The sequence below is a fragment of the Fervidobacterium pennivorans genome (assembly GCF_001644665.1).
GTDB classification, from domain to species: Bacteria; Thermotogota; Thermotogae; order Thermotogales; family Fervidobacteriaceae; genus Fervidobacterium; species Fervidobacterium ngatamarikiense.
Window position 1 is genome coordinate 677,789 of sequence record NZ_CP011393.1, and the last position, 19,712, is coordinate 697,500.

At 36.3% G+C, this 19,712-nt stretch carries 19 protein-coding genes, 1 tRNA gene and 3 pseudogenes; 12 read left to right on the forward strand and 11 right to left on the reverse strand.

The window, feature by feature from the left end; genetic code table 11:
* Positions 1-8 precede the first annotated feature (8 nt).
* The 4 genes and pseudogenes from gltA to JM64_RS03210 all read right to left on the reverse strand — a co-directional run bounded on the left by gltA (position 9) and on the right by JM64_RS03210 (position 4,340).
* The gene (gene gltA / locus JM64_RS03195) at positions 9-1,412 is read right to left on the reverse strand and encodes an NADPH-dependent glutamate synthase (RefSeq protein WP_004103199.1); all 1,404 of its coding nucleotides are present in this window, start codon (positions 1,410-1,412) and stop codon (positions 9-11) included.
* A complete protein-coding gene (locus tag JM64_RS03200) occupies positions 1,403-2,266 on the reverse strand; it encodes a sulfide/dihydroorotate dehydrogenase-like FAD/NAD-binding protein (protein ID WP_004103198.1) in 864 nt (287 codons plus the stop codon). The genes gltA and JM64_RS03200 overlap by 10 nt, the downstream gene beginning before the upstream one ends.
* A 46-nt stretch (positions 2,267-2,312) precedes the next feature.
* Positions 2,313-3,119: pseudogene (gene rho / locus JM64_RS03205) on the reverse strand (transcription termination factor Rho); the annotation flags it as partial.
* Positions 3,098-4,340: pseudogene (locus tag JM64_RS03210) on the reverse strand (IS110 family RNA-guided transposase). The pseudogenes JM64_RS03210 and rho, both read right to left, overlap by 22 nt.
* Before the next feature lie 587 nt (positions 4,341-4,927).
* Here JM64_RS03210 and JM64_RS03215 point away from each other — a divergent pair.
* Genes JM64_RS03215 through JM64_RS03235 form a run of 5 tightly spaced genes read left to right on the forward strand, consistent with a single transcriptional unit; the run spans position 4,928 to position 7,635 of the window.
* Entirely contained in the window at positions 4,928-5,374 is a 447-nt protein-coding gene (locus tag JM64_RS03215) for an IS110 family transposase (protein ID WP_231882448.1), read from the forward strand.
* 56 nt (positions 5,375-5,430) lie between these two features.
* The gene (locus tag JM64_RS03220) at positions 5,431-5,847 is read left to right on the forward strand and encodes a transposase (protein ID WP_011993257.1); all 417 of its coding nucleotides are present in this window, start codon (positions 5,431-5,433) and stop codon (positions 5,845-5,847) included.
* 32 nt (positions 5,848-5,879) lie between these two features.
* Complete coding sequence (locus tag JM64_RS03225; protein WP_187146486.1) at positions 5,880-6,830, forward strand: IS3 family transposase; 951 nt, start codon at positions 5,880-5,882, stop codon at positions 6,828-6,830.
* 40 nt (positions 6,831-6,870) lie between these two features.
* Positions 6,871-7,146, forward strand: coding sequence for a PD-(D/E)XK nuclease domain-containing protein (locus JM64_RS03230; RefSeq protein ID WP_064011464.1), 276 nt, complete (start codon positions 6,871-6,873; stop codon positions 7,144-7,146).
* Positions 7,147-7,164: 18 nt separating this feature from the next.
* Complete coding sequence (locus JM64_RS03235) at positions 7,165-7,635, forward strand: pyridoxamine 5'-phosphate oxidase family protein (protein WP_011994751.1); 471 nt, start codon at positions 7,165-7,167, stop codon at positions 7,633-7,635.
* A 321-nt stretch (positions 7,636-7,956) separates the two neighbouring features.
* Here the strand turns inward: JM64_RS03235 and JM64_RS10135 are convergent, their stop codons facing one another.
* Positions 7,957-8,556 (reverse strand): DDE-type integrase/transposase/recombinase, encoded by a 600-nt coding sequence (locus JM64_RS10135; RefSeq protein WP_158510139.1) that lies wholly within the window; start codon positions 8,554-8,556, stop codon positions 7,957-7,959.
* On the opposite strand from JM64_RS10135, the gene JM64_RS10140 reads away from it, so the two are divergent.
* Positions 8,542-9,009: a hypothetical protein gene (locus tag JM64_RS10140; RefSeq protein WP_231882451.1), complete on the forward strand. Its 468-nt coding sequence runs from the start codon at positions 8,542-8,544 to the stop codon at positions 9,007-9,009. The two genes, JM64_RS10135 and JM64_RS10140, sit on opposite strands and share 15 nt — an antisense overlap.
* Here JM64_RS10140 and JM64_RS03245 read toward each other — a convergent pair.
* Complete coding sequence (locus JM64_RS03245) at positions 8,951-9,676, reverse strand: glycogen/starch/alpha-glucan phosphorylase (protein ID WP_033192267.1); 726 nt, start codon at positions 9,674-9,676, stop codon at positions 8,951-8,953. The genes JM64_RS10140 and JM64_RS03245 overlap by 59 nt on opposite strands.
* Positions 9,677-9,829: 153 nt before the next feature.
* Entirely contained in the window at positions 9,830-10,009 is a 180-nt protein-coding gene (hisE, locus tag JM64_RS10290) for a phosphoribosyl-ATP diphosphatase (protein WP_082204756.1), read from the reverse strand.
* A 196-nt stretch (positions 10,010-10,205) separates the two neighbouring features.
* Here hisE and JM64_RS03250 point away from each other — a divergent pair, with 196 nt between their 5' ends.
* Together JM64_RS03250 and JM64_RS03255 are read left to right on the forward strand one after the other, a co-directional pair.
* Entirely contained in the window at positions 10,206-10,616 is a 411-nt protein-coding gene (locus JM64_RS03250; RefSeq protein ID WP_011994753.1) for a hypothetical protein, read from the forward strand.
* A gap of 1 nt (position 10,617) precedes the next feature.
* Entirely contained in the window at positions 10,618-11,862 is a 1,245-nt protein-coding gene (locus tag JM64_RS03255; RefSeq protein WP_011994754.1) for a CPBP family intramembrane glutamic endopeptidase, read from the forward strand.
* Here JM64_RS03255 and JM64_RS03260 read toward each other — a convergent pair.
* Positions 11,863-12,671, reverse strand: a pseudogene (locus JM64_RS03260) (IS481 family transposase).
* A 153-nt stretch (positions 12,672-12,824) separates the two neighbouring features.
* Between JM64_RS03260 and JM64_RS09955 the strand changes: the two are divergent.
* The 3 genes from JM64_RS09955 to JM64_RS03275 all read left to right on the forward strand — a co-directional run bounded on the left by JM64_RS09955 (position 12,825) and on the right by JM64_RS03275 (position 15,926).
* Entirely contained in the window at positions 12,825-13,775 is a 951-nt protein-coding gene (locus JM64_RS09955; RefSeq protein WP_064011465.1) for a DDE-type integrase/transposase/recombinase, read from the forward strand.
* 233 nt (positions 13,776-14,008) lie between these two features.
* Positions 14,009-14,084: transfer RNA gene (locus JM64_RS03270), tRNA-Asn, on the forward strand.
* A gap of 135 nt (positions 14,085-14,219) precedes the next feature.
* Complete coding sequence (locus tag JM64_RS03275; RefSeq protein WP_064011466.1) at positions 14,220-15,926, forward strand: HD domain-containing phosphohydrolase; 1,707 nt, start codon at positions 14,220-14,222, stop codon at positions 15,924-15,926.
* Here JM64_RS03275 and JM64_RS03280 read toward each other — a convergent pair.
* The 3 genes from JM64_RS03280 to JM64_RS03290 form a co-directional block, all read right to left on the reverse strand.
* Entirely contained in the window at positions 15,923-16,957 is a 1,035-nt protein-coding gene (locus JM64_RS03280) for a CapA family protein (RefSeq protein WP_064011467.1), read from the reverse strand. The genes JM64_RS03275 and JM64_RS03280 overlap by 4 nt on opposite strands.
* 70 nt (positions 16,958-17,027) lie before the next feature.
* On the reverse strand, positions 17,028-17,507 hold the full coding sequence (locus JM64_RS03285; protein WP_064011468.1) for a ferritin-like domain-containing protein: 480 nt from the start codon (positions 17,505-17,507) through the stop codon (positions 17,028-17,030).
* 451 nt (positions 17,508-17,958) lie between these two features.
* Positions 17,959-19,107, reverse strand: coding sequence for an IS110 family RNA-guided transposase (locus JM64_RS03290; protein ID WP_011994508.1), 1,149 nt, complete (start codon positions 19,105-19,107; stop codon positions 17,959-17,961).
* 236 nt (positions 19,108-19,343) lie between these two features.
* Between JM64_RS03290 and JM64_RS03295 the strand changes: the two genes are divergently transcribed.
* Positions 19,344-19,583 carry a signal peptidase II gene (locus tag JM64_RS03295; RefSeq protein WP_231882453.1) on the forward strand — a complete coding sequence of 80 codons (240 nt, stop codon included), beginning with the start codon at positions 19,344-19,346 and terminating at the stop codon, positions 19,581-19,583.
* The last annotated feature ends 129 nt before the right edge of the window (positions 19,584-19,712 follow it).

A 19,712-nucleotide genomic window follows, 5' to 3' on the forward strand; every position in this document is an offset into this window, starting at 1 on the left:
CTTCACCTTCATCTGTTTTCTGATAGGAATTTCATTATACCTTGCGCAGCTTTTTTACCAGCTCCCATGGCTAAGATAACTGTTGCTGAACCTGTTACAATATCTCCTCCAGCGAAGACTTTCGGATTACTTGTCTGACCGTATTCGTCTGTTATTATGTAACCGTATTTGTTTGTCTTTAAATCTGGAAATTGACTGAGCAGAAATTTATTCGCTTCAGTACCTATCGCTTCGATAACTGTATCCATTTCCAAGATAAAGTTACTGTTTGGAATCTCAACAGGTCGTCTTCTACCACTTTCATCAGGCGCGCCAAGTTCCATCCTGATACATTCGATAGCTACCAAATTACCATTTTCATCACCGATGTACTTGACAGGTGTTGCGAGTGTGTAAAATTTAACACCCTCTTCTTTCGCATGTTCGATTTCCGCTTTTCTCGCTGGCATTTCTGCTTCTGTTCGACGGTATATTATAGTGACGTCTGCACCAAGTCTTAGAGCACTTCTTGCTGCATCCATTGCGGTGTTTCCACCACCGATTACAGCCACTTTTTTGCCGATTCGTATAGGTGTATCGTACTCCGGGAATTTGTACGCTCTCATAAGGTTTATCCTTGTTAAAAATTCGTTGGCAGAATACACACCGTTCAACTCACTTCCGGGTATGCCCATAAATTTAGGTGTGCCAGCACCGACACCGATGAAAACGGCATCGTAAGATTCGAGGATTTCCTTAACGGATATAGCGTATCCAACTGGTATATTCTTGAAAAATCGCACATCGAGTTTTTCAAGTGCGGCAATTTCTTTTTTGACTATCGATTTTGGTAATCTGAATTCTGGTATACCGTACGTCAATACACCGCCGAATTCGTGCAGGGCTTCGTATATATCCACGGTGAAACCATATCTACCAAGTTCAGATGCAACCGTCAATCCGGCTGGTCCAGAGCCGATTATAGCCACTTTCTTATCTTTTGCTTTGCTTATGTTGAATTGAAATTTAGTATTTTCATTTTCGTATTCGATGTTGTTTTCATCCGCCCAATCTGCGACGAATCGTTCAAGTGCACCTATGTTGATTGATCTTCCAATTTTATTTAAAATGCATAACCCCTCGCATTGTACCTCTTGTGGACATACACGTCCACATATTGCTGGCAGATAATTGTAAGATTTTAAAATCTTATACGAACCTTCGAAATTACCCTTAGCTATCTCTTTAATAAAGCCCGGTATATCGATACCGACCGGACAACCGGATATACACGTTGGTATTTTACATTGTAAGCATCGTGAGGCTTCCTGTTGCGCCAATTCTGGTGTGTAACCGAGCGATACTTCCAAAAAGTTAGTTTTTCTTATTTCAGCAGGTTGTTCTGGCACGTGGACTCTGTCTTTCACAGCCATGTAGGTTCACCAACTTCTTTCAGATATCTTTCAAGAGCCAATTTTTCTTGTTCTTTGTATTGGTTTAGCCTTTTGATGAAGCTATCCCAATCAACGTATCTACCATCGAATTCTGGTCCATCAACGCATACGTACTGTATCTTTTCGGAATTATCAGTTTTTATCACCGTTCGGCAACCACCACACATACCAGTACCATCTATCATGATAGAATTCAACGAAACCCAAATGGGAATGTTGTATTTTGTGGCAATTTCACTTGAAAGTTTCATCATGATAGCTGGTCCTATCGACCAAATTACGTTGTAATTTTCTTTTTCAAGCTCGATTTTCATGGCATCTATCACGTTACCTTTGTATCCGAAACTTCCATCGTCTGTTGTTGGTAAAAGTTTATCGGCAAATGTGAATTCATCTCTTAATATCAAATCTTGGATTGTTCTTGCTCCAATTATAACTGTTATGTTGTTGCCTGCACTTTTTAGCGCTTTTGCAATTGGTAATATAGCGGCTATTCCAACTCCACCACCGATTATTAGTACGTTTCCATGATACTTAATTTCACTTGGCTTACCGAGTGGTCCAACTACATCGTAAAGTATATCGCCTTCGTTGAGCGAGCACAGTTCGTATGTGGATTTCCCAACCGCTTTGACAACGATTCTGAACGCTTCACCATTGGACTCGGCTATCGTTAGAGGTATGCGTTCGCCTTTTTCACTTATCCTCACTATAACAAACTGACCAGGTTTAGCTTGTCTACCAATGAGATCATTTTTAATCCAGACATCATGAACTCCGTAGGCTAATTTACGCTTACGCAATATCACGTTGTTAAGCTCTTCTTGGTTCATTGATAATTCCTCCTATACTTAGGTGAGCAAAGAAAAAAATGTATTGTTATACTGTTTTCTGGGCGTCTATTAAAGCTAAGAACTCTTCGTTCGATTTCGTTTCTTTCAATTTTGAAAGTATGAGTTTGAGACCTTCTTCTTCAGACATAGAGCTCAACATACGCCTAAGGATCCACACTTTCTTCAATTCGTTTTGCCCAATCAATAATTCTTCTTTTCTTGTACCCGAAAGTGCAAGATTGATGGCTGGGAAAATCCTTTTGTTAGCAAGCTGTCTTGAAAGCACAAGTTCCATATTACCTGTACCTTTGAATTCTTCAAATATCACTTCATCCATCTTCGATCCAGTCTCTATGAGTGCGGTTGCGATGATGGTTAAACTTCCACCTTCTCTTGTGTTTCTTGCAGCACCGAAGAAATGTTTGGGTTTGTAAAGTGCAGCCGGATCAACACCACCAGTCAACAGTTTACCACTTGGTGGAACGGTTATGTTATAAACCCTTCCAAGTCGTGTAAGACTATCAAGGAGCACAACAACGTGATTTCCATATTCAACAAGTCTTTTGCACATTTCAAGCGTAAGTTCAGCAATTTTTATCTGCTTATCGGAAGGCATATCAAACGGGGCTGCTATAACCTTTGCATCTACCGATTCTTTGATATCTGTAACTTCTTCAGGTCGTTCATCGATGAGTAATACGATTCTAATTGTATCAGGATGGTTAGTTGCAATTCCGTTGGCAATTTCTTTGAGTATCGTGGTCTTACCGGTCTTCGGTGGAGCGACGATCATTCCCCTTTGTCCTTTACCTATCGGTGTGAACAAGTCAATCAACCTTTGGTGGTAAACCTTTCTTGATATATTTGACCAGGGCTAGAGCATTGCAAAGATCAAAGGAATTAAGCGTCTTGCGGTGAGGACGAGGGCACGTTTATGCTGATGCTTGGTAACCTCTGAGAACTTCTTGTTGTAGAAGGCTTTGTAACGTACTGTGTGCACCCTTACACAGTTAGCAGCTTCAACAAGATAGTATCTCAGGTATTGGTTACCACACTTAGCTAATGAGACATCTTGGGCATTGAAATTGCCTGATTGATATTGAGTCCAAACCAGGCCAGAGTATTTAGCTAAAGCAGCTTCATTTTTGAAGCGCTTGATATCACCGATTTCAGCGCAGATAGCGGCTGCGAGAACGTCACCTATGCCAGGGACGGTTGTTAATGTTTGAGAGAAAGCTTTAAGAAGTTTTGAGATTTCTTTGTCAAGTTTTTTGAGTTGTTCTTGCATAAATCTAATGTTTTCAAGTGTCATAGACAAAGCTAAATCATTTGCCTCAGCCAACAGAGGATGTAATCTAAAAGAGCGATTAGCAGCAGTTTTAAGTATTTCAGCAATTTTATTAACATCTGAGAGTCTGTTATTGCCGTTATCGGATACGAATTTAATTAAGTCTTCTAAAGGCATAGAAGCGATATCATCAGGTGTAAAGTTTTCGATGATAGCGCAAGATGCCTTACCGAAGATATCTGAAAATGGACAGTCTTGAGAGTAAGTAGAGAATTTAAGGTATATGAGATTGAGAGCTCTGTTTTTTTCACGAGTTAGATTATGAACAAGGTGGTAGCGCATTCTGGTAAGACGTTGTAGTGCAGCATATTTAAAGTCTGGTAAAGGAGTAGGATTGAGTTTGCTGAACCTGACACATTCAGCGATAATGATGGCATCGATGTTATCTGTTTTAGGCAAGAAAGTGTAGATTTTTTTAAATCCTTTGACGATGCTTGGGTTAAGTACGTAGAAGGTTGGTTTGTAAGGTAGTAGTTCAGAAGAAGAAGCAAGATGAAGGTGAAGGTGCCATGTGTAATGTGAAGTAGCTTCCATGCCAAACTTAATACAGGATAGATTATACTGGCTGAGACAATCAATAACTCTTTTGATTAATTCGTTAGCGCCTTCTTGATCGTTAGGCAAGGAAAAAGGTTTTTTAATCAAGTGATTACCGGCATCATCGATGAAGAAGATAGAATTTGACTGACTACTTATATCAATGCCCACAATTAAAGTGTTTGGCAATTGAAAGACCTCCTTTCTAAAGTGTGGTGTTAGGAAAAGAGTTAAGCCCTTTATCCCTGGGGATTACATGACAATAGCAGCCTCGCCGATATTAGAGCTACGGAGCAGTTTACAGGGTGCACACATCTGATATGCTCAAATCAGATGTGGTAAACTGACCGTGCACAGCAAACGAGTAAACATTACTCATGTAATCCTTTGGGGTTCAGTCTCTCGCAAGCTGTGGCGTGCAGTTATCAAAGCACGTCCAGCAGGGGTGAGCCAAAAATATCCAACAAACTAAAATCAGGCTTAACTTTTTTCTGATTTTAGTTTACCAAAGATAAAGGGCAAATTTAAGCTGTAGCAGTCAATTTTAATATTCAATTTTTAAGAAGTGAGTGTTTAGGGAAGAGAATTTAATTTAATGAATTTCCAGTAATCAATTGGTACTAATAATTTAATGTACCAATTGAGAAATAAATTTTTTATTGATTTGATAATCATATTATACGAGCATTCCTGTAAGGAAAAATAGATTTTGAAAAAAGTATCGCCTCCTGATAATATATAATTACCCCATCACACTAAAATCAGGAGGCGATACCATGGAACAAAAGTATGTTAATCCAAAAGTTTCAAGAATTTCTCAAGACACTCTAATTGTCGGTATTGATGTTGCTAAAAGAAATCATTGGGTTAGGATGACTGATTATCGTGGAATTGATTTGATTAGCCCTTTCAAGATTAATAATACCATAGATGGTATTAAAATGTTAGAGGAAAAAATAAGAATTATTAAGCAAAAGGAAGGGTTAAACAACGTAATCTTAGGCATGGAACCATCAGGGCATTATTGGAAGGTTTTAGCTTGGCAAATGAAATCTAACGAGCAAGTAAATTATCTTGTTGGAGTAAATCCATATCATGTGAAGAAAAGCAAAGAATTTGATGATAACTCACCTAGTAAAAATGACAAGAAAGATGCAGGATTAATAGCCAAATTAATCAAAGATGGAAGATATTTCGATATGCATTTCATATTCACCCCATGAAGGATTTGGAGGGAAATTAGGAGAGTGATAAAATTCATCTTAGAGGGGTGAGTCGTATGCAGAGCAGGAAAGAGTATTCTCCAGAGTTCAAACTTACTGTCGTCAAGGAATATCTTAACGGTGATAAGTCACAAGCGCAGATTTGTGAGAAATATTCAATCTCTCCCAGCATATTCTTCAGATGGTTGAAGAATTACAAGGAATCAGGATACGATGATTCAGTATTCAATGTCAGCAGAGGAAGGCCGGGATCAATCATATCAGATTATTCAAAGATACCGCCATTCATCTTTGAATCGGCAGGTGTTCGGAGAGACGATTCAACCAATCCGAACGACACAATTGCCTTGAAACGGAAACTTGAATACTACGAGAAGATACTGCTCGAGAAGGAAGTACAATTGAGGATAGCATTAGACCAAATAGAGTTATTAAAAAAAACAAACAGCAAGAAAGAGAATCAACAAAAGTAAAATCGACAAATGTTGGAGAATTGTTAATAAGTTTGAAGTACAAGAGAATTGGAGTATGCCTAAGATATCTTTTAGGGAAGTTTCAAATGAGTTCAAGCACATTTTACGCAACAACACGAACGTTCTTTTCAATAGATTGGATAAAGGGAAAGAGCAAAAGAAGATGCAAAGGCTACTCAACAAAGGTAACAGGGGAAACAATCAGCGACGAAGAAATAGAGGGACTTTTAGTTACGATATACGAGAATGAGAACTGTAATGATCCAGAATACTACATCAAGACACTTGGAGACAAGAAGCTCTCGAAAGTACTGAAGAGAAGATACGGAATAATAGTAAATCACAAGAAAATATACAGAATGAGGAAAGAACTCGGACTAATACGTAAGTACAAGAAACATGCAAAACATCCAAAGAAAAGGCCAAAGGATCATGAAATAGGAGAGACAAATAGATATTGGGAAGCAGACATTAAATTCATACCGACAAAGAAAGACGGATACGTACCGATGCTTGACATAATAGACGTGAGAGACAAAACGATAGTAGGGACACATTTGGGACAGAAGAGCAAATCGAAGAACTTCATAGAATGCATAGAAAGAGCGATAGAATACAGGAAAGTAGATACGAAGAAACTGACGATAAGGACAGACAATGGGCCACAATTCAAATCAAAAGCAACGGAAGGATACCTGGAAGAAATGGGAATAGAGCATGAATTTGGATACAAGAACAATCCAAACAGCCAAGCATACATAGAGTCACATCATTCAGTAGTAGAGAGAGAATTCGTACAAATGAATGAATTTGAGTACATAGAAGACGTATACAATGCATACAAAGCATACATATACTTCTACCAAGAGATAAGGCCGCACGGATCATTAGGATATATGACACCGAGCGAATATGATGAACTATTAAACGAGCAAGAAAGTAGGAAAGGCGCAATTAACAGAGTGGTGGTTGTGAAAAAATGAGACTCGCTTAATTATTCTCCAAAAACAGGGGGTTTAACCGGTGATAAGCGGGATATTATTTGGAAGTGGAGTGTACCATGAGATAGAAAAAGAAGTATCCGGAGGGATAATAGACATTCTGATAGAAAACAACGGGGTTGCGTATATAATTGAGCTGAAGGTTGACAAAAGTGCAAAAGAAGCGCTTGAACAGATAAAGGAAAGAAGATATTATGAAGGATTCACAAGCAAGAAATGTTATCTTATAGGTGTGAGTATAGATAGTCGGTTAAAAAACATAAAGGAATGGACCTACGAAGTTATCGAGGCAAAGTAAAAAGCGAGGTTGATAACGATGGAGAAATTTCCACCTATGCGTAGAAAAGATAGAGAATTACCAGAACAACAAACGTTTGAAATACTCAAATCCGGTGATTATGGTGTCTTAGCAACATTTAACGGCGAATATCCATATGGGATACCAGTAAACTATGCATTTGATGGAGAGTATATCTATATTCACTGTGCTAAAGAAGGTCATAAGATAGAAAACATAAAAAAATTTTCAAACGTATGCTTTACTATTGTCAAAAGCTACGAAATTTTGCCTGATGAACTATCAACTGCATATGAAAGCGTAATTGCCTTTGGAAAAGCTTCAATAGTTGAAAATGAAGACGAAAAGCGCGGAGCACTTGAACTGATAGGAAAGAAATATTCAAATAACTTAGAGAAAATAAAAGGCGAAATCGCAGATTCAATACAGAGAGTGAGCATTATAAAAATAGAAATCGAACACATATCTGGTAAATCAAGAAAAAGATAGTATATCGCAAAATGCGATATCGCATTTTGCGATATTTTTTTCATTTGTCAGAAATTTCCATCCTGGGTGTCTATATATATGAAAAGGAAAAAATCCCAATAGACTGTTCGGTGATATGAAAAAGTAGGGCAAAAAAGTAAAATTCTTGTTCTTCATCAAGATTTGTTTCTGAAAACCTTTGTCGTTTTTCTTCGTCGGTTTTTGAAATTGGTAATTTTCGTTCTTTGATAGTCAATTTCTAAGCTTTTTTCACTAAAAAATATCTTCACTGTCTCCACATTGCTTTTTTACTTGGATTTGATTTTTCTTTACTTGTTTGTTTTACTGTAGTGCAAATAGTTCTTGATGGTGTTCAAACAAGTAATTCAGTAACGGTTTTTGTATCTTTGTCCAGTTTTTTGCTTGATGTTTTATTCTTAGTTCTCTTTTGATATTGTGCATTACCACAAACGCTTTGATGTAATAAAACACATTCGATAATTTTTTGAATCCTCTTCTAACTTGAGTAAACATTGCAAGAAGACTATTTCTTGATTCAGCTGGTTGATTTTTCTTTGAATCGATGATTTTGTGCTTGATATTGAGTTTTTCGCAAGCTACAGCATAGGAAGGTAGACCGTCAGAGTAAACAAGTTTAGGTTTACATGGAAAGATTAGTTGCAAAGCTTCAAAAGTATCACGATTAGTGGAAACAACAAAGTTAACGATTCTGTACTTACTCACGGCAAAGAAAATGTACAAATTACGTCTTTCATCACCGATTTTGATTTTCTCAAACTTCTCATCGACGTTGATAATATCAGACAGGATAGGAGAAAATACGATAGCTTTAGAAAGATTGATGATCCACTGATAAATAGTAGATACACTTGGAGAGTAACCTTGAGAAATTAAAACATTTCTAATTTGTCTGATAGACAAATTAGAATAGAAAAGCTCAAAGGCATGCAAGCAGACAGAAATAGGATACTTAGGCGAAAAACGGATAGAAGAGAAATACTCAACCAAAGAAAGAGTAAAAAGGTCAACGTTAGTTTTGAAATCACAAGTGCGACAACGGAAACGGACGTAAGAATGACGGACTTTGGAGATTTTCATGGGGCGATCACAATGAGGGCAGCGAGGATAAGGGAAATCGAAGCGTTTCTTACGCTGAGCTTTAGGGAAAGAGAAAGTGCGTTTACATTCAGAACAGATGAAACTGGTAACTTGAACCAAAGAACCATCGGGAGCACGACGATGATAGTGAGCGTTGATGTAGACTTTAGTTGGATGATCGCAGTAAGGACAGCGAGGACGATTGGAGAAGTCGGATTTACGTGGCATAGGGTAATCTACTTTCGTGAGGATGGAGGGGGGTGTACCCCTCTTTAAGAATTATACAACGAATTCGGATGGTTATCATAATTTTATCGAACAGTCTAGAACAGTCTCTAAATTTCAAATTACCCTTTTCATCTGTATAAGGTTCACTTCTGCCAAAAAATCTAACCTTTACCGCTTCTTCCGGCTTTGGAAATTCCCATGGATATCCATTCTTTAGCCAATCATCTGGGAGTTCCTTTTGAAATCCATTTTCGATAGCTTGTTTAAACAGGCCGTATTGATACCTAATCGTGTATCCGTAAGAAAGGCAACCGAGGGTGGCTAAGGAATCGAGAAAACAGGCGGCAAGTCTTCCAAGTCCACCGTTACCAAGCGCTGCATCTTCTTCCAAAAGCGCAATTTCATCGAGAGATACGTTGTATTTACTCAAAAGTTCTTTAACTTCATCTTCCGCTTTCAAGTTCAAGATATTGTTGTACAACAACCTACCTATCAAAAATTCCATCGATAGATAATTGACTATTTTCAGATCTTTCTTTTTGTAGATTATCTCTTCTGTGTTGAGCCATTTTTCGGCAATCAGGTCTCTAACAGAGTAGGAAAGTGCAAAGAATTTCTGTAGCAACGTGGAATACTCCGTTTTTTCCGCCAAGGAATGATGCATGTGGTACTTAAATTGCGTCGATAAGTCTAGTTTTTTGCTATTTCTTGCCACCATCCGCACCCCTTTTCTAAAACTTCAGAACCGTTTCCAACAAAAATCCATCTTAAAATTTACACTAAATTCGAAAAATGTCAAATACACAAGGAAAAACGAACATACTCTTGAATTCTCAAATTTTAGACGATTAAATGTTGTTTTGTGATGCTAATGCCTCCTAATCAGTTCATTTACAAATTCACTCCATTCAATATCCTTCGCCGACAACAGTAACGTGAGGTGGTACTTCAAATCGGCTAATTTGTATATCAAATGCTCTCTATCTTCTCCCATGGCTGCCAATACAACTTCGATACTTTCTTCACCGAATTTTTTGAATCGTATTATAACAAGAACCTTCTACAAGCCAAAATAATAAATAATCATAAGATTAGAAAATATATTGAGCATTAATTAATTAGATTTCTTTTTTTTTTTACAATTACTCGCGATTGTCATCAAAAGAAGTTGTACTATAATAAAATTAGTCAGAACATCAAACCGGTTTGATGGATATAAATCAATATTACGGGGAGGAAGTATTATGAAGATTCAAGAAAGAAGTAGATTTCTTTTGATAATGGTAACATTATTTTTTTTGTTCATTAATGGCTCTGTCCTAAAAGCGGAAACTCTGAGATTGCAAAATAATTCGTTCAATAATTCGTTCTCTGATTATCAATTAAATTCACCTTGGCAAGGATTTATAGTGGTAGCAAAGTATGTGTATAAATTTTTTAATATCGTAGGTGTAGTAGAAACTGGAATCAAGACTGTCAGAGCAATTGGGCAAACTACAGAAGAAGCTATATGGAAGCTTTACAATGCAATTCAAGAGGAAGAGATGATGGAGTATAACAAAAAGGTTATTTCAAGTACATTGACTATAGAACAAATATATCCAATCTCTTACTTCACAATGAATAACTTTGAAAAAACCGAAAATGGAGAGTGAAATGAAACAGTCAAAGGATAGTTTTTTAAACCGATTTTTGAGCCATCGTGGTAGAATTTTTGAATATGTAATTTTCGTAACCTTATTTGTAATATTCTTTTCTTTAATAAACGGAGCACAAGAAAGCTTTGTCCCCACATATGGTGGGGTATTTTATATGTTTGTTATTGCATTTTTTGAAGAGCTTATATTCAGGAAATTTTTGTATGGTTTTTTAAGAAAAAGGAAAAATTCCATAATCGCCGCTATATTTTCGTCAGTTATCTTTTCAATTGCGCACACACAATATTATTCTTCACCTCTTTTGTTATTTAACATTTTCATTTTGGGGTTAAAGTATTGTGTAATATTTGACTATACGAATTCCGTTCTTTTTACTTCCTTAATGCACTTTTTGGAAAATGTATTTAGGCAAAAAATTCCAAAACAATTTTTCCCTATTATATCAGTTTCCTATTCAGATTCTGCAGTTATATCTTTTGTTTCGTTCTTTTTAGTTTTGTACTTTTATTATAAGAAAAATTCAACTTTACCTATTCAAAAAGAAGAAAGAAAAAAGCTCAATTTTATGGATTTTTTGCAATGGTGTTATCTTCAATCTCAGCATTTTCTCATTATTTTGTCAATTCCGTTTTTGTACGGGTATGATTTAAAAAAAGAAGAGATATTTATTGATCCTAAGTATAACAATATTCAAACGTACGTGAGCGTTCTTTTTGTTTTAACATCAGTATCGATCTTTATTTTCTACTTCTCTGAAAAATTCAAAAATTTCTTTTCGGTGTTTATGGCATACACTTACACAACATTTTGGTACATATTTTTAAACCTCTTTCTGAATGTAAAAGAAGGAAAAAACATTATAAACTTTTCTATTTTATACATATTTCTTTATGTTCACCTAAGAAAACAAAAGATTATACATAAGCTTGAATACATTCTTATTCCAAGCCTAAGCACTGTATTAATAGTAATCGAAATTGTTTTGAAAATGAAACTTAGTGTAATACTTCTATCAGTAGCAATTTTAGTAGCAATTCTCGTACGTGAAAACGGTTTGTTGTATAATTTTTTAGCTTTTACAATTTCATCACTTATTTCAAGGTTCAGTGGGGATGAATTTCAAATTTTTTACGCTTACTTTTGGGTAATTTATTCTTCAATACTGGTTTTTATTTTTTCATTGAAGTATTTAAAACTTGCATCAAATTCTTCAAAAGTTACTGTCTCCCAGGATGCCTGCTAATTAACTGGTGGTGGTGAAGACATATTTACCAGTTAATTTATTGAAAAGATGATACAAACTCCCCACTTTTCTGAATACCTCCTCAAGTAATACCACAGGATATTCGTATACATGTCCTGATACCATTATTTTGCTTTCTGTAAATTTTTCATATGGCGTCATCCCTTTCATCCCTTTTCCGTTGCTTGGTCTGGCTTTGTTCCACGTGTCTTGCCATCTTTGTGCCTTGTCTAAAAATTCAACCTTATTCTTGCATCTTTCAGCATGGTTCATCAAAAAGTATTCATCATCCGCTCTATGGCTGTTCTCTATTACTCCCATCAAGTGTTTTGCTCTCGGTGGTATTGGACTTAACTGTAAATCTAACTTTTCAAATATCTCGTTCCATTCGTTCAATTTCCTTTCGCTTCCTGCGCAAAACTCCATTCCGTTATCCATCCGTATTTTCATTCTCCATCTTACATTGTGCACTCTTAACCATAACGCTACTATCGAAATGAACATAAATCCAAACGTTGAATTTAATTCATATGAGTATGCTGTAAATCTTGTCCTGGTTGCTACGTCTATCATATTCCATTCGTATCTTGGCAATCTGTAATTTTTCATGTGCTGATATACTTCTTTGGGTAAGCTTTCTTTGTCTAATGGGAGTTTTTCGGTCTTCTTGACTTATCTTCCAAACAATCGTATACAGCTCTTCTTACTGTTGCTCTTGCAATACCTAATATCTTTGCTGTCTTTGATACATTCTGGTTGTTAGCTTCAAAAACTTTACGAACAACTTCTCTTGCTTTTTGAGGGGACAGTTTTCTTAGTTCATGATATGATTATTCATAGGCTGACCTCCCATCCTGGAAGGGATAATGTTAACTAAAAGTATTGAAACTTTCCAAAAACCGCATTATCCTTATAAAGAGGGGACACCCCCAACCAACTCTCGACAAAGGAGGTATCCCGATATGAACAACTCAACGCTCTCTTGTCCAAAATGCGGTTCCACCAGCTTATACAAAAACGGTCATGACAAATACGGTAACCAACAATTCCTTTGCAAACTCTGCCATCATTCTTTCAAACTTTCCCATTCTCACAAACGCAAAAACTTCTCTTTCCCTTATCCCAAATGCACTTCTTGTGGTAAATCTATGCAAATTTACAAAGTCCGTCGCTCTTTCGTTGTCTTCCGTTGTAGAACTTGTCATACCAAAGATAGAGTTCCTTTTAACCTTCCTGAACCAGTCACTCTTATTCCTGAGAAATTTAAATATTTCCGTTTTCCTATCTACTTCATCTTAAAAGCTTTCGTTTTGTATATGAAACACAATATGTCTTATCGCTCTCTTGCTCATTCTCTTAATATCAAAGTATCTCATGTCACCATATACAAATGGGTTATTAAATTGTGTACTTTATTCTCTGTACTTTTTCCAACATTTACCATCGAAAATGTTTTCTCAGTTCATGCTGATGAAACTGTTCTTGTGTTCAAAGAACAAAAGTACTATGTTTGGCTATTAGTTGATCACGAAACTAATTTTATCCTTTGTTGGCATGTCTCAAAGTATCGTGATATGGGACAAGTCAAAGTATTACTCGAGAAGTTCTTTGGTGATTCAAAACCTAAAAACATTGAACTTATTACTGATGGACTTGGTGCATATGAAAGTGCAGTAAAGCTGTTGTTCAGAAATATCAATCACGTAGTGGTACCGCTCGGTAAAAACAATCAATGTGAATCTAAGTTTTCATTGTTGAAAGACTTTTTCCGACTCAAGCGAGGGCTGAAGAATACGAAGAACTTAGCGAAATATATTCAAGGATTTTGTGTAGTGAAGAATCTTTGGAAAACGCACAATGGCAATATCAATCGCATTCTTTCACAATTACACTCTTTCATCACTACAAGTTAACACTATCCGATATCTTATAAGTATTTCTATTATTTATTATAATCAAACTGGCTGATAATTCAAGATTCAGAGTGTTAAATTCTTTAAATCTATCTTGACAAAATGAAGAAGTTAGGTTATGATTTTTAGCGCAAAGGAAAGGAAAACGAAGAAAAGCTTAAATAAAGAAATTTAAGAAAAGGTTCTTGACACTAAACGGAAATGTGATATAATAGATAACGATATGTGTGAGTTCCGGCGTAGCTCAACCGGTAGAGCGGGTGGCTGTTAACCACTAGGCTGGGGGTTCGAGTCCCTCCGCCGGAGCCAACAAAGAGAAAGCAGAGTCGAAAGGCTCCGCTTTTTTGTTTTAATGGTTGTATTCTAAAACTCAATGAACTGTTCTTGAAAAAGTGTGCTATAATAAAAAAAGAGAATTATTTCCCTTTTAAGTGGGTGAGTTGAATGAGAGAAAATAAGCAAAAAAGCCTGATGAGAATAATCAAGAGAAATAGATTTGTTTTTATTACATTTGTGGTCATTATAGCTATAATAGCTATAACTTCACTTATTCACGAATGGCTACATATGAATTCCTACATGAAAAACAGGGAAACGTTTCGAGTGATCAATGACGTCATTGCTGGCAGGCGAGAGTTTAACAGTATTCTCCCGTACATGAAAGAATATGGATTTGATTATCGTTCTTATGAAGAATTGCTTGATGTTTATAAGAACGATGAATCTATTAAGAATGAGATACTGACCGAAATTTGCAAATTTGCTGAATTCGTACGAAAATCAGAGGAGAATGATTTCAAGGAATCATACAAAATACTGACTTTTTCAATGATATTCATCGTATTTGGACTCTCAATTGGAATGCTTTTCTCTCATCGAAACTATAAATTAGTGAAATGCTATATAAAGGATTCTAAAGAAAGGTTCAACGAGCTTGCGGACAATATATACGTGGCAAAGCTCAATGAAGCGAATGTAGTGAGGTATTCGGAGGATGAGGATATCCAGAGAGCGGTGTATAAAATAAATCTGGTTCACGATATATTAGAAAGTCTGAAGCACGTGCCAATGACCGCGAGTATTGAAGATTTTATTAGCGAAACAGGTAGTGCGCTGTGCAGATATTTTGATTCCGAAAGATTCTCTGTAGCACTTATAGACCACGAAGAATCAAAGATAGTAGCTGAAACGGCGTATTTTACTGACAAGCGAATTCAGATAAAGCTCGGACCAGGTTTTTCTCAGAAGTTCTCAGAAACATCTCTTGGAAAAATGATAACCGAGAGAACTAATTGGAGAATCATAAATGATTTGGAGGAATTCTATAGTTATACCAAATCGAAGTCTATGAAATTGCTTCTGGAAGAAGGATTTAAATCTAACCTTACAGTCCTCGCAAGCATTAACACTGTACCTTTTGGATTCTTTTTCCTGACGTCCAGTAGACCTAATAATTTTACAGAAGATGATGCTAAGCTATTTTTCAGCGTTTCGGACATACTTTCACATAGGCTTTACTACACCCTCAACTTGCAGAAAGCATTATCGGCGTTTGCTCATAGTTTAACAGACTTAGTGGAATTCAAAGATAATGAAACTGGCAATCACATTAAGAGAGTGTCTCTATACACTAAATTGATAGCAAGCAACATGAATTTGCCACCTAAACTGATAAGAATCCTGTACGATTTTGCCCCTTTACATGATATAGGTAAGGTTGGAATTCCAGATAGTATCTTGTTGAAGCCAGGTAGACTTGATTCAGATGAATGGAAGATAATGCAGACACATGTGGGTATTGGAATGCATATAATAGACAGGTTGGCTGAGAACACAAATGGTATAATTGACGCGGAGACAATAAATAGTATGAGGAACATAGTTCAAGATCATCACGAACGTTGGGATGGCAAGGGCTATCCGAATGGGAAACGTGGTGAAGAGATAAGCATAGAAGGTCGAATACTTGCAATTGCCGATGTATTCGACGCACTCACAACAAGGCGACCTTATAAGGAATCTATTCCTTTCGATGTGGCGGTCGATATGATTGTGAAAGAAAAAGGTAGGCACTTCGACCCAGCGGTTGTAAATGCTTTTACGAATTGCCTGGAAGAAATTAGAAGCGTGTATGAAATGCTTAAAGATTAGTCTTCAGACATAAGATTCTTTTTCGAGACATCATAAAGTTTTTCCAAAGTTTGTGAATTGATAAATTTGTCCGGTTTTTTTATAAAATCGTTAACGGGAATTATTCTGAATAGAAGTTTCTCATTGTCGTAGTATTTCTGAACGAGCGTTAAGACGGGAGTCACTTGAGTGACTCCTTTTACTTTATGGTACGTTATGTTTAGAATAACACCCTCATCTGTACCTGGATCTGTCATGTTTGAAAGGAAATTTCCGAGTGAATAAGCAATTAGTTTTGTTTTTAGTCCGTCTTTAACTAGTTCTATTTCTTGCAATACATGCGGATGACTTGCTATGACCAAATCAGCACCGCTTTTCAAAGCTAAATGAGCTAATTCTCTTTGTTCTTTTGTTGGTGTTGTTTGATATTCATTCCCGTAGTGGAGATAAACTATCACTATGTCGGATTCTTTCCTCATACTTTGTACTATGTTCATTATTACATCCTTGGATATGTATGTAAACATATATGCACGTTCCTTGTCCAGTTGTATGCCGTTGGTTGAATATGTGAAGGATGCAAGAGAAACTTTGATGTCTTTGACGTCTACAATTGTATATTCCTTCTCAAGTGGATTTAACCGAGCTCCGACGCATGTTAATCCGCTCTCAGAAACTTTCTTTATCGTTCTAATAAGCCCGCTTGCACCTCTATCGAGCATGTGGTTGTTAGCGACATTAACGACATCAAAACCTGCATATTTTATAGCATCTAAAACTTCGTCCGGGGAGGAGAATCTTGGATATCCTGTGTATGGCTTTCCTCCTAATGTGGTTTCGAGGTTGCAAAATGCCAGGTCAGTCTTTTCTATGTACGTCTTCACATATTTAAAGATGTTTTTGAAGTCGTATTTCCCGTTGGAAAGGGCAGAATCTATTATCGGTTTATGGAACATGATGTCACCAACAAAAGATAACGTTATCTCCATCCCGAATAGAGAGATAGTGATAAAGAATATAAAAAAGACACAAGTTAAGAAACGTCTATCCATAGGTTCCTCTCAATAGAAAAATTCAAAACCCGGTGCAGAACCGGGTTTTGATTATTAGTGCTTAGCAACATTAAATCATGCTTCCCTCGCTGTAAGTTGATAAATCTTCACTCTGCAGTTTTTCGGATAATTTTCTGAGGTGTTCCTTTTCTTCTTTGATTATCTCTTCAACAGCTTTTGTGTCTGGAACGAGTAATTTGATCTCATTATAGTAAATTATTGAATCTTTTTCAACTTCTATAGCTTTTCTGAGTGCTCCAATAAGAGTCTCTGGCATTTTCTCCTCTTCAATTTCCGGGAAAATGAATGCTTTTGCGTATGTTTCAGCATAGCCGCCGACTTCTTCATTTTGCCACGTTGCCATCGTTGGTTCATCGGCGTATTTCTTCATGATTTCTTCAAAACGATGAGCATGTTCTCTTTCTTGATTAGCGAGTTCTTTGAAGAACTCTTTCAATTGACCTTGTGCCTTGTCAGCAAGCTTTGAATAGTATGAATATCCGGACCCTTCGATTTTAACCGCTATTTGTAATAGTTCCTTTCCTGTCATAAGCTCACCTCATTCTAAACTGCACGCAAACACCAAAATTAATAAAGTGCAGTTTAGGCTGGGGTATTTCTTATCCGCCTTATACGCTTCCCCATCCCCAGCAGGCGGTATTATGGGACAATTCACTTGAAATTATACCATATTGGAACTCTAATCCGAAATCAAGTGTAAATCAAAAAACTAAGTGCACACAAGAATTGGCAAGACAATTCTACTTTATTGGTAATAATTGACTGAAATAGTCAGAAAATGGGGGCCATAACATAAATGAACGATTTGATATAATAACAATGACCTTTACAAGTTTCCGTATTGAGAACACCAAAAAGATTTCCGGTAATAAGTCAAGAGGAGAAAAAATAGAAAAATAAAAAACCTAGTCAACACTTTGACTTTCAATAACTTAATATTTCACTTTCATTCTTCACATACTTGATTTCGTTCTTTTTACCTATTTCATCGGTACATACGGTACGTTGTTCTTTAGTAAATAATACACTAAATTTACTAATTTCCTTGCAGTTAATATTAGCGCTCTCATGTGTTTGTGTGTTGTTGCTTCTGCGTACTTTTTGCGATAATATTCTTTGTATACAGGATCGTATGTCTTTACTCCGTTCGCTGCCATTACTAGGTATGTTCTTAGATACTTGTTCCCTTTTTTCGTTAGTTGGTTGTTTTCTGATTTGTAATTTCCACTTTGATTGATTGTCCATACAAGCCCTGCGTATGATGCTAACGCTGAGGCTTTTTCGAAACGATTGATGTCTCCTATTTCGGCTATAATTCCAGCTGCAGTTATTTCTCCTATCCCTTTGACTGTTGTTAGTGTGTTCGAAATTACTTTAAGTAATTTACTTATTTCTTTCTTTACTAGTTCGATTTGTTTTTCATAGTGCTGTATCAAATCGATAGTGGAAACAATAGATATTCTCAGAGTGTTTGAAGGATTAACAGACAACCTCAAGGCATCTTTAGCAAGAGTTTGGAGTTTTTCTGCTAAGACTTGTGAAGAGACATTGTGTCTGGAAATTTTCGCAATATATTCAAATAACTCTTCAATTGGCATGTTTGCGATTTCTTCGATTGTATAATCTTTAAGCAGGCATTCGAAAGTCTTATTTAGTTTAAAGTCAAGTTTAGGGAAATAAAGAGAAACATACGAATAGAGCCTAAGTTTCAATCGAGCGATATCTTCGTTGAACTTTAAATAAAGTCTGGTGAGATTACGAAGCTCAGAGATGATATATGAGTTATTGACAAAAGGGACTAAAGACTCAGGAAATTTAGAAGCGATAGAGAAAATAAGTTCAGCATCGATTTTGTCAGTTTTAGGACGATTGAGAATTTTGCGATAGAGCTTAATGTTATCAGTTTTAACCCAAAAGACAGGTACGTTGTTTTGAAAGAAGAAGTTAGCGACATTAAAAGAAAAAACACCAGTTGATTCAAGGACAAGAGAAAAATCGGAAGAAGAAGCAAAAGCTTTGTTAAAAAGTTCAACAATACCTTGAGGAGAGTTCTCAACAGTCCCACTACCGATGAAATCAGAAAAGAAAGAAAGATAGTTCTTTGAGACATCAATAGCTAAAATAGCCAAAGGAATCACCTCCGGATTGAGTACAGCCTTACAACCTCGCGGTACATAAGAAAACGAGGCAAAACATTTTCCGGCAAGTAAAAAGCTGTACTCTAGTTAGGCAATCTTATTTAAGAGAACAAAGTCTCAAGGAGGGGCAACCTGAAACTATTTTACCAGAGGTGTTAAAAAATATGCATTCAATTTTCAAAGACCAATTTTAATTTTTACCGAACTTATTATACGAGGAGGAGAAAATGTTCTATATTTTTATTATCACAATATTGACAGGGATTGATCAGTGGACTAAATATCTTATAGAAACACAATTAAAACCGATAGGTGCTATACCCATAGTTAAAGATATATTCCATTTGACTTATGCAAGGAATACAGGAGCAGCTTTTAGCATATTGAGGGATAAGCAGGCATTTTTAATATTAGTCACAACCATTGTTGTTGGCGCATTAATATACTATTTCACTAGCGTTGCATAAAGAAAATATAAACTTGTCAAGAGATATAGCGCTCAAAAATCAGCCAAATTCCTAAAATGACCTGGCCTTGCAAGAAAAAACTCCTTATACTAGAGATTAGGGTAGTCCTTGCCCCAACCTCTAACATAA

Excerpts from the sequence above, each read along its gene's own strand:
- JM64_RS03215 (WP_231882448.1), top strand. The coding sequence starts at position 4,928 with ATGGAACAAAAGTATGTTAATCCAAAAGTTTCAAGAATTTCTCAAGAC.
- JM64_RS03255 (WP_011994754.1), top strand. The coding sequence starts at position 10,618 with ATGAAACAGTCAAAGGATAGTTTTTTAAACCGATTTTTGAGCCATCGT.
- JM64_RS09955 (WP_064011465.1), top strand. The coding sequence starts at position 12,825 with ATGAACAACTCAACGCTCTCTTGTCCAAAATGCGGTTCCACCAGCTTA.
- gltA (WP_004103199.1), bottom strand. The coding sequence starts at position 1,412 with ATGGCTGTGAAAGACAGAGTCCACGTGCCAGAACAACCTGCTGAAATA.
- JM64_RS03275 (WP_064011466.1), top strand. The coding sequence starts at position 14,220 with ATGAGAGAAAATAAGCAAAAAAGCCTGATGAGAATAATCAAGAGAAAT.
- JM64_RS03250 (WP_011994753.1), top strand. The coding sequence starts at position 10,206 with ATGAAGATTCAAGAAAGAAGTAGATTTCTTTTGATAATGGTAACATTA.
- JM64_RS03280 (WP_064011467.1), bottom strand. The coding sequence starts at position 16,957 with ATGGATAGACGTTTCTTAACTTGTGTCTTTTTTATATTCTTTATCACT.
- JM64_RS03220 (WP_011993257.1), top strand. The coding sequence starts at position 5,431 with ATGCAGAGCAGGAAAGAGTATTCTCCAGAGTTCAAACTTACTGTCGTC.
- JM64_RS03200 (WP_004103198.1), bottom strand. The coding sequence starts at position 2,266 with ATGAACCAAGAAGAGCTTAACAACGTGATATTGCGTAAGCGTAAATTA.
- JM64_RS03285 (WP_064011468.1), bottom strand. The coding sequence starts at position 17,507 with ATGACAGGAAAGGAACTATTACAAATAGCGGTTAAAATCGAAGGGTCC.
- JM64_RS03295 (WP_231882453.1), top strand. The coding sequence starts at position 19,344 with ATGTTCTATATTTTTATTATCACAATATTGACAGGGATTGATCAGTGG.
- JM64_RS03235 (WP_011994751.1), top strand. The coding sequence starts at position 7,165 with ATGGAGAAATTTCCACCTATGCGTAGAAAAGATAGAGAATTACCAGAA.